Consider the following 12,543-nt stretch of genomic DNA (forward strand, 5'->3'; position numbering starts at 1 on the left):
GGACCTCTCTATTCAGGCGCGGCGCAGATAGGTGTGGTAGGCGGCGGTGTCGCCCAGGAAGAACGGCTCGAAGGTGATCCCGCCGGAGGTGAAGGTGAGCGGCCGGTCGCCGGGCTGGACGTCGGCGAGGTTCGCCGGCAGCGGCAGCGTCTGGGTGCTGTCCGACTTGGCGATCAGCGTCAGCGGGCCGTAGAGCAGCGACTGCAGGGTCGGGTCGTCGATGGCGCTCTCGGTGTGCAGGTGGTACGGGAAGGCGATCTCGACGGTGTCGCGGGTGCGCCAGTGCCGGTGGATGGCGAGGTAACCGTCGCGGCTCACCCGTACCCGCTGCCTCTTGCCGTTGACCTTGACGGTGAAGGTGTCCCGGGCCCAGGACGGCACCCGCAGCCGCAGCTCGAACCGGGCGTTTCCGGTGACGGTGAGCGTCCCGGCCGGGGTGCGCGGGTAGTCGCCGCTCTGGGTGACGGTCACCTTGCGCTCGGTCCAGTGCAGGGTCGACGGGATGTAGAGGTTGACGTAGAGCACGTCGTCTCCGGCCGACCGGAAGTAGATCGAGTCCTGGTACTTGGTGTGGTTCTCCAGTCCGGTGCCGCCGCAGCAGGTGCCGGTGTTGCCGTAACCGCGCCGCGACGCCGGGCCGACCGGGACCATGTAGGTGACCAGCGGGTCGGTGGTGCTGTCGGTGTCGCGCCGGGACGCCAGGATCTGGTTGACCAGGGTCTTCTCGTAGTAGTCGAAGTACCGGCCGTCCGGGGTCAGGGAGAACAGGTTCCGGGCGACCTTCATCATGTTGTACGCCGCGCAGGTCTCGGCGTTGGTGGTGCCGACGATGCTGCCGGCGATCACGTCCCGTTCGCGGAACACCTCGCCCTGGCCGGTACCACCGTGGGCGTACGTCCGGTGTGGCACCACCATGTCGTAGAAGTTCGCCGCCGCCGCCCGGTACTGCTTCCCGGCGCCCTGCTCGAACATCCGCAGGTAGCCGAGGAACTGCGGGATGTGCTGGTTGGCGTGCTTGCCGTCCAGGGTGTCGGTGCCGGCCGCGCAGTCGGCGAGCAGCCGGGTGTTGTCGAAGTAGCCGGCCGTGGTGAGGAAGGCCCGGTTCCCGGTCAGGGTGGCCAGGTCGGCCATCACCTCGTTCATCCCGCCGTACTCACCGGCGATGTAGAGCGCCCACATCCGGTCCAGCTGCTCGCGCGGCAGCTTCGACAGCCGCGAGTGCACCCACTCCCCCATGCCACGGGCCACATCGAGAGCAAGAGCGTTACCACCCAGGGTGTACGCGTCCAGCAGCCCCCGCATGATCTTGTGGCAGGTGTAGTACGGGGCCCAGATCGCCGGGTAGGTGGTGTACTGCTCCAGCAGGATGAACTGGGTCTCCGGGTAGGCGGCCAGGAATCCGGCGTGACTCGGGCCGGGTGCCCCGCCGGTGCCGGTGACCACCGCGGCGTCCCAGTTCCGGCCGGACGAGTCGGCGACCACGGTGCCGCTGGTCTCGTCGAAGTGGTAGGCGACCAGGTTGCCGGCCGACGCCCCGGCGGCGATCTCGGCGGCGGTCAGCGCCCGGTCGTAGAGGTGGAACTCGCCGACCACACCCTTCAGCCCGGCGTCGCCGTACTGGGAGCGGCCGATCCAGTTGTTCTTCGGCGCGCCCAGCGCGGCCGGGGTCAGCGTCATCGACGTGTTGACTCCGGCCTGCACACCGTTGACGTAGAGGGTGCCGACCTGCCCGGTCAGTGTGACGGCCAGATCCACCCATTCACCGGCGGGCAGCCGGGTGGACGACTGGATACGCTGCTCGCCGCCACTGCCACCGGTGGTGATGGCGAACCGCGGGCCGGCTCCGGTGTCGATCGTCAGGAACATGTTGACGGCCGTGCCGACCCCGAAGTCGAACGCCCGCGACCAGGTGCGCAGCTCGGCGATCCGCAGCCGGATCACGATGGTGGCCGCGGTCAGGCCGTCGACGGTGGCGTCCGGCAGGCCGACGTACTGGCCGTCGCCGTCGAGTTCCAGGCCGCCGTCCACCCAGGTCGCCGGCGGGGGCGGGGTGCCCGGGTCGCCGACCTGTTCCGCCCACGCGTCCTGGCACTGCTTCAGCCCGGTCACCACGGCGTCGAGCTTGTCCTTGAACACCGTCTCGCCGGTGCCGGCCCACGCCTGCGCCAGCATCGACAGCAGGTGGCCGCTGTAGTGGCCGCGCAGGTTGCCGGTGGCGTCGTCCCAGCCGCCCGGCGGTTGCGCGCCCAGGTCGTCCAGGCCGGCCGCGGACCGGAAGTTGCTCAGGATCCGGTCCGGCGAGTAGGCCCGCGCGTAGGCCAGCATCCGGTCGCGTTTCTCGGTGAAGACGCTCGGCGCCAGCGCGACGGCGGTCAGGTCGAACGGGACGGCCTTCCACGCTTTCGGCACCGGCAGGCCGTTGACCTTCCGGACCCTCGGTTTCGGCTTCCCATGACCGGCCAGAGCCGGGGACGCGGGCAGGGCCAGGGACGCTCCGGCGGCGACGGCCCCGATCTGGAACAGCCGGCGGCGGGAGATGGCGTTCTCGGACATTTCTGGCGCTCACTTCCTGTCGGTGGTCAGGTGTGATCGCCGGTCGCCGCAGTTCGCGGCGACCGGTTTCCATTCGTGTGCCGATCTGCGGCTCGATGCGAGCCGCAGATCGGCACGCGGTCGGGCCTCGGCCCCGGATCAATCCGTCGTCGCCGGCACCCAGACGCGCATCGTGGAGGGGCCGCGGCGAGCCCATCGGTGGTACGGGTGGAGTGGGATCTCGACCGCCGCGCCCTCGCCGTCCGGCCGGCCGCCGTAAGGCCAGGCGCCGTCGGCTGTCGCACCGGCGTGACCGTTCACGATCACCGCGCCGTCCCGGTCGGTCAATGGTGACGACGGATCGATGTGGACCGTGTCGAAGTCGACGTCGCCGAGGTCCACCGACTCCAGGCAGTAGACGACCGGTCCGCGTTCGACGGCCACGCAACCCCGTACCCCGTCGATCCGGGGGTCGGGGAAGGTCAACCGGGGGCGGACCGCCAGGTCGAGGGTGACGCTCTCACCCGCCGTGAAACGGCGCCTCACCCGCGCGTATCCGGGAGCGACCGGCTCGCCGTCCAGGGTCGCGCCGCCGGCCCAGTGCGGCACCCGCAGCGTCAGCGTCCACGGCGTCTCCGGCGCGCGCGTGACCCGCACCGTGATCCGGCCGTCCGCCGGGTAGTCGGTGTCCACCTCCACGGCGATGTCGCCGGTGTCGATCGAGGCGGCCGTGTACTGATGGAGCTGGAGGCCGTCGTCGTCCGCGGTGGCCAGGTATCCGGCCAGGCCGGCGAAGGTGCGGGCCAGGTTGGTCGGGCAGCAGGAGACCGCGAACCAGGGCGCGCGCAGGCTCGACGCGGCCCGCGGCACCAGCTGGTCGGCCGGCGGCTCGTGGCCGGGCACCCGCTGGTGCAGGGTGTTGGTGTAGAAGAAGCGGCGGCCGTCGTCGGCGGGCGACGCGGCGATCACGTTGAACAGGGTCCGCTCGATCAGGTCGGCGTAGCGGGCCTCGCCCCGGGCCAGCAGCAGCCGCCAGGCCAGCATGATCGACCCGACGCCGGCGCAGGTCTCCGAGTAGGAGCGGTCCGGCGACAGCATCCAGTCCTCACCGAACGCCTCGTCCTGGTGCCGCGAACCCATCCCCCCGGTGAGATAGGTGCGCCGCGCGACCGCTTCCGCCCATTGCCCGGCGACCGCGTCGAGCAGTTCCTCGTCGCCGGTCTCGACGGCCACGTCCACCGCGCCGGAGGCCAGATAGGTGGCCCGGACGGCATGCCCGCGCAGCACCCGGGCGTCCCGGATCGGCACGTCGTCCTGAAAATACGACCGGCCGAACTCGATGTCGCCGAGCACCTGGTGGCCGCGCCGTTCGATGAAGAGTCTGGCCTGGTCCAGGTAGCGCCGGTCGCCGGTGACCCGGTACAGCTCGGCGAGCGCCGGCTCGATCTCGGCGTGCCCGCAGACCGACTCGATGCCGCCCGGCCCGAAGACGTCGCAGACGTGGTCGGCGGCCCGGATCGCCACCTCGACCAGCTCGTCGCGGCCGTGGGCGCGGGCGCGGGCCACCCCGGCCTGGATCAGGTGACCGAAACAGTACAGTTCGTGCCCCCACTCCAGGTCGGAGTAGCGGGGGGCCTGGCCGGGCCGGCCGAAGTTGGTGTTCAGGTAGCCGTCCGGATCCTGCGCGGCCGACACCCGGGCCACGATCGCCTGGAACCGGTCCTCCAGGGCCGGATCGTTGGCCCAGGCCAGAGCCTCCAGGTATTTGTAGATCTCCGAGTCGGAGAACTCCCGGCCCTGCCGCACCGCCGCCTGATCGAAATTGCCGAGCCAGCCGGCTCTGGTCAGCCAGTGCTCGATGTGGTCGAGCGAATTCTCCCGGCTGATCCGCTGACGCTGCTGCCAGAATCCCGGTCGCAGCGTCACTTCTTTCAGGCCGAGCGGCCGCAGCCGGCCCTTGCTCGGCGCCGCCGGAGTCCCCCCGCGGCGAACCCATTCACCGGTCACCATAACTTCTTCGATCGTCACGTGATCAACCCTTGAGTGCGCCGGACATGAAACCGCGGACGTAGTGCCGTTGGAGGATCAGGAAGAGCACGATGCACGGGAACGCCAGCACCACCACGCCGGCCTCGGTGGCGCCGAAGTCGACGATTCCCATCACCTGCTGGCGCATGTTCGCCACCGCCAGCGGCAACGGCAGTTTCTCCGAATCACTGATCAGCACCAGCGGGGTGATGAAGTCGTTCCACGCGGCCAGGAACGCGAACAGGCCGACCGTGATCAGTCCCGGCTTCACTGCCGGCACCAGGATGTAGAGCAGCGCCCGCAGACTGCCGCAGCCGTCGACCAGCGCCGATTCGGGCAGTTCCTTCGGCACCGATTCGAACGAGATGCGCATCATGAACGTGGCGAACGGCAACTGGAACATGGTCAGCACCAGGGAGAGCCCGACCAGTGAGTTCTGCAGGCCCAGTTCGTTGAGCAGGACATAGAGCGGAATGAGCAGGGTCGCGTACGGCACCATCAGGATCGCCAGCGTCACCAGGAACAGCGCGTCACGCCCGGGGAAGGTGAACATCGCGAACGCGTATCCGCCGAGCAGCGAGACGGTGAGGGTGAACAGCACCGTCATCACCGACACCAGCGTCGAATTGAGCAGGTACTGCCCGATGCCGGCCTGATAGTCGGCCAGCGTCTCGTAGTTGCCCAGCCCCCAGCCGTCGGTCTGCGCGGTGCCGGCCTGCGGGCTGACCGACGCGAGACTCGCCCACACCAGCGGAAAGAGGAAGAGCAGGGCCAGGCCCCCGGTCAGAACCCGTTGCGGGGTACGGAACACGCGTCACCCCTCCTTGTCGCGTAGGCCGCGGAACTGAACCACGTTGACGATGAGCAGAGCGGCGAGCACGAGAATGGACAGAGCCGCGGCACGGCCGAGGTTGTTCTGGCCGTAGAACGCCATGTTGTAGATGAGCTGGACGACCGTGATCGTGCTGTTGTCCGGGCCGCCCTTGGTGAGGATGTAGAACTGGTCGAACGCCAGCATCGAGCCGGTCACGCAGAGGATCGCGCACATCGCCAGCGACGATTTGAGCAGTGGCAGGGTGACGTACCGGAAGGTCTGCAGGCGGTTCGCCCCGTCCAGTCGCGCCGCCTCGTAGACGTCACCCGGAATGGCCTGCAAGCCGACCAGCAACAGCAGCATGTAGAAGCCGGCGAACCGCCACACGATCAGCACCACCGTCGACCACAGGGCGGCGTTCGGCGTACCCAGGAAGGAATCGATCCCGAGAAACTCCAGCGGGGTGCTCTGCGGTGAATAGAGCGCGTAGAAGAGCAGTGAGGCCGAGGCCAGGCCCAGCGCGCTCGGCACCAGGAACGAGGTGCGCAGAAAACCGGTCCAGCGGCCGGACTCCTGCACGATCAACGCCATGATCAGCGCCAGCCCGAGCAGGATGACCGTGGTGACCACGGTGTATTTGACGGTGAACCAGACCGCCGGCCAGAACAGCCGGTCGTCGAGCACGTCCTGGTAGTTCTCCGGGGCGTTGAAACCGCGGTTCCCGGTGAGCAGCCGCCAGTCGGAGACCGACATCCGGGCCACGATGGCGATCGGTACGACGAAGAAGATCAGAACGAACAGGGCGGTCGGCGCCGCGTAGGCCCAGCCCTTGAGTTTCACTGTTTGTTACTCCGCATTCGGTCGGCCGGGTGGCATCGGTGGATGCCACCCGGCTTGCGATTACTGGCCCAGTACCTGGCTCAGCGCCTCGTTGTCCTTGGCCAGGCCGGCCGGATCGCCGTAGACCTGATTGCGGAACAGGGTCACCCAGGGGCTGCCCGGCGCGTTGAAGGCCTGCTGGAAGTTGACCGCCACCGGGGTCCTGCTCTGCGCCGCACCGGCCACCTTGTTGATCGCGGCGACCCGGGGGTCCTTCGCCGAGTACTGGTTCTCGGTCAGGTCGCTGCGGGCCACCGTGCTGTTGCCGGCGGCCAGCACGTCGACCTGGGCGGCCTCGGAGGTCAGCCAGGACATGAAGTTCCACGCCTGCTGGGTCTTCGTGGAGTCCTTCGAGATGCCGATGCCGTCGCCGCCGAGGAAGGTGGAGCCCTCGCCCGCGGCGGTGCCCGGGATCGCGGTCACGCCGACGTCCACGGTCTTGGCGGCGGTCGGCAGCAGCGTCGCCGGGTACGGCATCACGCCGACCTTGCCCTCCTGGAACGCGGCCACCCAGGTCGCACCGGTGTCGTCCTTGGAGCCCGGGGCGATCGCGCCGGCCGTCTGCAGCTCCCGCCAGGTGCTGTAGACCTTCTGCGCGGCCGGGCCGTCCAGCAGCGACTTCTTGCCGTCGGGGGCCATCACGTCCGCCCCGCTGGCCCAGATCATCGGGAACCAGGTGAAGACGTTGCAGCCGCCGCAGTTGCCGCCGAAGTAGGTGCCGTAGGTGTCCTTCTTGTTCAGCTTCTGCACCGCCAGGGCCTGGTCACGGAACTCGTCGAGGGTGGTCGGGCCCTTCTCCGGGTCCAGGCCGGCCTCCTTGTAGAGGTCCTTGTTCCAGAAGATCACCGAGAGGTCCAGGACGAACGGGAGGACGTACTTCTTGCCCTCGTACGTACCGGCCTCCAGATGTCCTTTGTTGATCTTGTCGGCGTACGGCAGCTGGCCGAGCGATTCGGTCAGGTCGTGGAACAGCCCCGCCTCGGTCCAGTTCGGCACGTAGACGATGTCCGCCGCGAACAGGTCCGGCAGGCCACCACCACCGGCGGCCGCACCCACCTTCGCCACGTAGTCGTCGTTCGGCACGATGGTCAGCTTGACCTGGTTCTTGTGCGACTTGTTGTACGCGTCGACAAGGGACTTCGCTTGCAGTTCCAGCGGCGCCCGGGTCCACAGGGTCAGTTCGGAGCCGTCATCGACCCCGTCCACCCCCGCGCCCGCGACCGGCGCCGCCGGCTGGGTGTCGTCACTGCTCGAACAGGCAGCCACGGTGGTGGTCATCAAGGCGGCCAGCGCGGTCCACACGACCGCACGGCGGACGCCGCTCAACAGGTTTCTTCGCACGAAGTACCTCCATGGGCATGCCACAGTTGTTTCGGCAAGTTTCGTCGTGGTAGGCCATCCGATGGCAGATGGCAGTCATATACGCAGCTCAAGCGGCTACAGCAGAGCATCCAAGAAGGACCGAAAAGGTTTTCAGAAACGTAATACTCAGGGAATTGCCCTGTCAAGGCCTTCGATCCACTCACCGGCCCGTGCGGGATCGGGACCGATCAGCCGGGCAGAACGGCCGGTTTCCGCCCCGCCCACGTCCCGCGATCCCGGCCCGACAGCCACAACCCACCCGAAACCGGCGCCGGCGGAATTCCTGGGCACGCGCGACCGATTTCGATCAGCATTTATGGGCGCAAATCGCCGTTGAGGACACCCATTCGGGAGATTGGCACACTCGGGAGTGTTAAGTGGATCTAGATCTGGTCGCGAATCAAGTAGTCCCGGGCCTATAGTCTCGTGCATGACTGCACCGTTGTACCTGGTCGGGAACCGGGAGATCCGCATGTTGCTGGGCAACATCAGCCGTCAGCGCGTCTACCAGCTCACCACCCGGGCCGACTTCCCGGCCCCGGTCGCCAACCTCTCCCAAGGCAAGGTCTGGAGCGGGACGGATGTCGAATCCTGGATGGAGCGCAAACGGCGACCACGCCAGCCAGCCCCCTTCACCCCACCCGACCCGGCGTTCCCCTCACCCGCCGCCCCGGCTCGCCCCCCATCCGCCGACCAGTCGTTCCCTTCACCCACCGACCCCGCGTACCCGTCACTCACCGGCCCGGGGTTCCCCTCACCCACCACCCCTGCCCTTCCTTCGCCCACCCTCCCTTCGCCGACCGTCCCGGCGTTTCCCTCACCCGCTCCGGGACCCGACTCCGAGGATGTGTACAGCTACGAGCACTGCCGCCCCGCGAGGCCGCAGATCCCGCCGGCCCTGCGGCAACCGGCCGGCCGGGTGAGCGCGCCGGCCCGGGGCGCGAGCCTGAGCACCGGGCGGCCCTACGAGAAGTCGGCGGCCATCCCCTGCTGCCTGCACGCTCTCGGGGAGCAGGCGGAACGGCCGGCCAGCTGACCCCCTGACGGAGGCGACGCCGCTTCGCCCGGCACCGAACGCGAAGCGGCGCGCAACCCGGAGACGAAGCGGCACCGCCCCAAAAAGGCAAAGCGGCGGGGCTGCCGACAGCGAGGCTGCGGACGGCGGGACGACCCGCTCATACCCTGCCTCGTCACCGTCGACGACTGGCTCACCGTTCTCGCCGACTGCCAACCAGCCGCGGTACGCGACACCGCCCCCGCCCTGGCCCGACGCACACTGGCACTGGCCACCCTCCGGGGCGCCCTGCTCGACCTGCCGGCCACCGGGGAGGTCACGCGTACACCATCAGCTGTTGAATTGACTCTCGACCTGGTCGAGACTCCACCATCATCACCATGATGAACGTCGACAACCCCGTGCTGAAACTCTGCCAGGAAGGCATGCGAGCGGAGGCCGACGGCCGTCCCACCGACGCGAAGGCGCTGTTCGAGCAGGCGTGGGAGGCCCGCACCGGCGACTACGAAGCGTGCGTGGCAGCGCATTACGCGGCCCGGCACCAGGACGACCCGGACCGTGTCCTGTGGTGGAACGAGACCGCCCTGCGGCACGCCGACGCGGTGGGCGACGAGACGGTGGCCGCCTTCTACCCGTCACTGCACGTGAGTATCGCGATGGCCCACGAGCGGCTGGCGCGGGCGGCCTGGGAGCGGGCCTCCGAGCGGGTTTCGGTACTACCCGACGACGCCTACGGCGACCAGCTCCGGGAGGCGATCGTGGCGGCCCTGCGCCGGTGATGCCGCTTCGCGCCCCGCCCCCAGGTCCGGCACGGCGCGAGATCGCGGCGGCGGCGCGCCGGTAGTCTCGGGGCGTGCCCTCATCCCACGGCCCGACTCTGCGCGAGCTGACGGTCCAGGCGTTGTCGTCGGTCGAGCACGGATACGACCTGCTGGCCCCCAAGTTCGATCACACCTCGTTCCGCACCCCGGCGAACATCCTGACGGCGACCACGGCGGCGCTGGCCTCGTTCGGCCCGTTCGATGACGGGCTGGACGTGTGCTGCGGTACCGGCGCCGGGCTGTCGGTTCTCGACGCGGTGTGCCGTTCACGGGTGACCGGCGTGGATTTCAGCACCGGCATGCTGGACGAGGCGCGTCAGGCGAACCCCGGCGCCGGCCTGGTCCGTGCGGACGCGCTGACACTGCCGTTCCGGGCCGGCTTCGATCTGGCGGTGAGTTTCGGTGCGCTCGGCCACTTCCTGCCCGCCGAGCGGCCGGCCCTGTTCGCCGGGATCCACCGGGCGCTCCGGCCGGGCGGGGTGTTCGCGATGCCGTTGGGCGGGCCACCACCGGTCACCTCGCGGTGGTTCTGGATGACGCTCGGCTTCGACGCGGTGATGCGGGTGCGCAACGCGGTGTGGCGGCCCAAGTTCGTCATGTACTACCGCACCACCCCGATCCCGGCGGTCCTCACCGACCTGCGCGCCGCCGGCTTCCACACCGAGACCGTCCCGCTGCCCCTCCCCGGCCTGTCCTACGAGTTGGTGGTCGCCCGCCGAGCCGCCGGCTGATACACGTCCAGGAGAGCCTTCTGCTCGACCTACGGTCTGCCCGCGCTCAAGTGTTCACTTCCCGGCCAATCTTGGCAGATTTACCACGCCTCTCTGGTCAACGAATCACTCACGGCAAATCCCTCGCACAGACAACCGGAAGATCCGCGATCGCGGTCGATTCACCGCAGCTCTGGTTCTTCCCTTTACCACCGCCTATTTTGCCGCCAATGCCGCGCGAGCGCCCTCCCCGGCAGATCGTGGTCGATTTCCATCGAATTGAGCCTTCCCCTTTTACCGCCGCCCGATTTGACGCGAATCCCCGGCGCTAGTGCTCACTTCCTGGCCCCATTCTGAGTGATCTTAGGGCATTTACCACCGTTTCTGAGTCTTCCTCTGGACTGCCGGCCCGTCCGCGGTCAACTCCCCGCGCGAGCGTCCGCCTTCCGGGCTCGCCCTGGCAGATCTTGACGGATTTTCCACCGGATAAGAGCCTTCTTCTCGGCTGCTGGCCTGTTCGCGTCAATTCCCCGAGCGAGTGTCCGCCTTCCAGCTCCGCCCTGGCCGATCTTGGGGGATTTACCACCGGAAACGGTGGTAAATCCGCCAAGATCTCTGCTGAGCGGGTTGCCCGCACGAGGGATTGACCGCAAGTGATCAGGCAGCCGAGAATAAGGCCCTTTTCGGTGGTGAATCGACCAAGATCGTGGCTGGCAGGTTGCCCCGACGAAGGCTTGACCGGAGCGCGGCACAGAACTACTAAGAAGGCTTCTTTTCGGTGGCGAATCCGCCGGATCGACTATGGACGGCATTCACACGGGGAATTTGCGGAGAACAACGGACCGCCAAGAAAAGACTCTCAAACGATGGAAATTCGACCACGATCCACCAGGGAAACCGCGCGGAATAACTGGCGGAGAATCGGGCGGCGGGTGGCAGGCGGCGGGCGGGTGGCGGGTGGCAGGCCAGGGGTGGCCGGCGGCGGGCGGCGGGCGGCGGGTGGCGGGCTACGGGCGGCAGGCAGGCGGGGCAGCGGGTGGCAGGCGGCGGGCGGCAGGCAGGCGGGGCGGCCGGCGGCGGGCGATAGGCTGCGGGCGGCCGGCAGGCGGGTGGCAGACGGCAGGCGGCGGGTGACAGGCTGCAGGCGGCCGGCAGGCGGGGCGGCGGGCGGCGGGCGGCGGGCGGCGGGCGGCGGGCGGCGGGCGGCGGGCGGCCGAGGATGAGACTCGTTGTGGCGGTACATCTGCCGAGGTCGCGGCCAGGTGGGGACCGGTGCGGGATTGACCGTGAGCGGACCGGCGACCGGGAAGAAGACTCCGGAACGTCCAGCCGTCGCCCGGCTAGGCAGCCGTTGATTCGCGTCGATGGGTGTCTTACCGTCGGGCGATGCGCGTCTTTGTGACCGGGGCCGGCGGGTTCATCGCGCGGGCCGTGACCGCACGGCTGCGCTCGGACGGGCACACCGTCCATGGGATGGATCTCCGGGAGAGTTCCGGTGTGGTCGCCGGGGACATCACCGAGGACGGCGCGTGGCGTGATGCGATGACCGGCTCCGACCTGGTGATCCACACGGCGGCTGTGGTGTCGAACGCCGTCGGCATGGACGGCCAGTGGCGGGTCAACGTCGACGGCACCCGCAAGGTGGTCGACGCGGCGGTCCGGGCGGGCGCCACCCGGTTCGTCCATCTGTCCTCCGTCCGGGCGTTCTCCGACGTGGGGTTCCCGGACGGGGTCACCGAGGATCATCCGGTACGGCCGGACGGCAACCCCTACGTCGACACGAAGATCGCCGGCGAGCAGGTGGTGTTGCAGGCCCATGCCGAAGGACGGATAGCGGTGACCGTGGTCCGGCCCGGCGACGTGTACGGCCCGGGTTCGCGCCCGTGGACCGTCCTGCCCGTTCAGTTGATCAGAAGGTTCCAGTTCCTGCTGCCGGCCGGCGGCGCCGGAATATTCAGCCCGGTCTACATCGACGATTTAGCCGAAGGGCTGGTGAGGGCCGCGACGAGCCCCGCCGCCACCGGCCAGATCTTCACCCTGACCAGCGGGTACGGGGTGGCGTGCGGGGAGTTCTTCGGCCACTACTACCGGATGCTCGGCAGACGCGGCCCGCTGGTGGCGCCCACCCCGGTGGCGGTCGGCGTGGCCCGCCTGCTGGGCCGGGCCATCACGCTGACCGGCGGGCGGACCGAGGTGAACGCCACGTCGATGCGCTATCTCGCCCGGACCGGCACGTATTCGATCGCGAAAGCCCGCCGCCTGCTGGGCTACCACCCCACGGTGGACCTCACCGAGGGCATGGCCCGAACCGAACGCTGGCTACAAGGCGAGGGCCTGCTGCGACAACCGCCCCGAGCCACCACCGCGAAAGCGCGACGGTGA

9 protein-coding genes are annotated in these 12,543 nt (G+C 69.0%); 4 read left to right on the forward strand and 5 right to left on the reverse strand.

The annotated features are described in order from the left end of the window. Nucleotides 1-12: 12 nt before the first annotated feature. From ACQ0O7_RS22760 to ACQ0O7_RS22780, 5 genes are all read right to left on the reverse strand, one after another. On the reverse strand, nt 13-2,553 hold the full coding sequence (locus ACQ0O7_RS22760) for a beta-L-arabinofuranosidase domain-containing protein (RefSeq protein ID WP_430784183.1): 2,541 nt from the start codon (nt 2,551-2,553) through the stop codon (nt 13-15). A 138-nt stretch (nt 2,554-2,691) separates the two neighbouring features. Continuing rightward, on the reverse strand, nt 2,692-4,560 hold the full coding sequence (locus ACQ0O7_RS22765; RefSeq protein WP_430784184.1) for a glycoside hydrolase family 127 protein: 1,869 nt from the start codon (nt 4,558-4,560) through the stop codon (nt 2,692-2,694). 4 nt (nt 4,561-4,564) lie between these two features. Further along, on the reverse strand, nt 4,565-5,371 hold the full coding sequence (locus ACQ0O7_RS22770) for a carbohydrate ABC transporter permease (RefSeq protein ID WP_430784185.1): 807 nt from the start codon (nt 5,369-5,371) through the stop codon (nt 4,565-4,567). A gap of 3 nt (nt 5,372-5,374) precedes the next feature. Further along, nucleotides 5,375-6,214, reverse strand: a complete 840-nt coding sequence (locus ACQ0O7_RS22775) for a carbohydrate ABC transporter permease (RefSeq protein WP_430784186.1) — start codon at nt 6,212-6,214, stop codon at nt 5,375-5,377. Nucleotides 6,215-6,274: 60 nt separating this feature from the next. Next, nucleotides 6,275-7,594, reverse strand: coding sequence for an ABC transporter substrate-binding protein (locus tag ACQ0O7_RS22780; protein ID WP_430784187.1), 1,320 nt, complete (start codon nt 7,592-7,594; stop codon nt 6,275-6,277). A gap of 451 nt (nt 7,595-8,045) precedes the next feature. Here ACQ0O7_RS22780 and ACQ0O7_RS22785 point away from each other — a divergent pair, with 451 nt between their 5' ends. From ACQ0O7_RS22785 to ACQ0O7_RS22800, 4 genes are all read left to right on the forward strand, one after another. After that, nucleotides 8,046-8,651 carry a hypothetical protein gene (locus ACQ0O7_RS22785; protein ID WP_430784188.1) on the forward strand — a complete coding sequence of 202 codons (606 nt, stop codon included), beginning with the start codon at nt 8,046-8,048 and terminating at the stop codon, nt 8,649-8,651. Between the two features lie 359 nt (nt 8,652-9,010). Next, nucleotides 9,011-9,409, forward strand: a complete 399-nt coding sequence (locus ACQ0O7_RS22790) for a hypothetical protein (protein WP_430784189.1) — start codon at nt 9,011-9,013, stop codon at nt 9,407-9,409. A gap of 74 nt (nt 9,410-9,483) precedes the next feature. After that, nucleotides 9,484-10,182, forward strand: a complete 699-nt coding sequence (locus ACQ0O7_RS22795; protein ID WP_430784190.1) for a class I SAM-dependent methyltransferase — start codon at nt 9,484-9,486, stop codon at nt 10,180-10,182. A 1,365-nt stretch (nt 10,183-11,547) separates the two neighbouring features. Continuing rightward, nucleotides 11,548-12,543: an NAD-dependent epimerase/dehydratase family protein gene (locus ACQ0O7_RS22800; RefSeq protein ID WP_430784191.1), complete on the forward strand. Its 996-nt coding sequence runs from the start codon at nt 11,548-11,550 to the stop codon at nt 12,541-12,543.

Origin of the sequence: Actinoplanes sp. G11-F43 (assembly GCF_050589265.1) — a bacterium.
Taxonomy (GTDB): Bacteria; Actinomycetota; Actinomycetes; order Mycobacteriales; family Micromonosporaceae; genus Actinoplanes.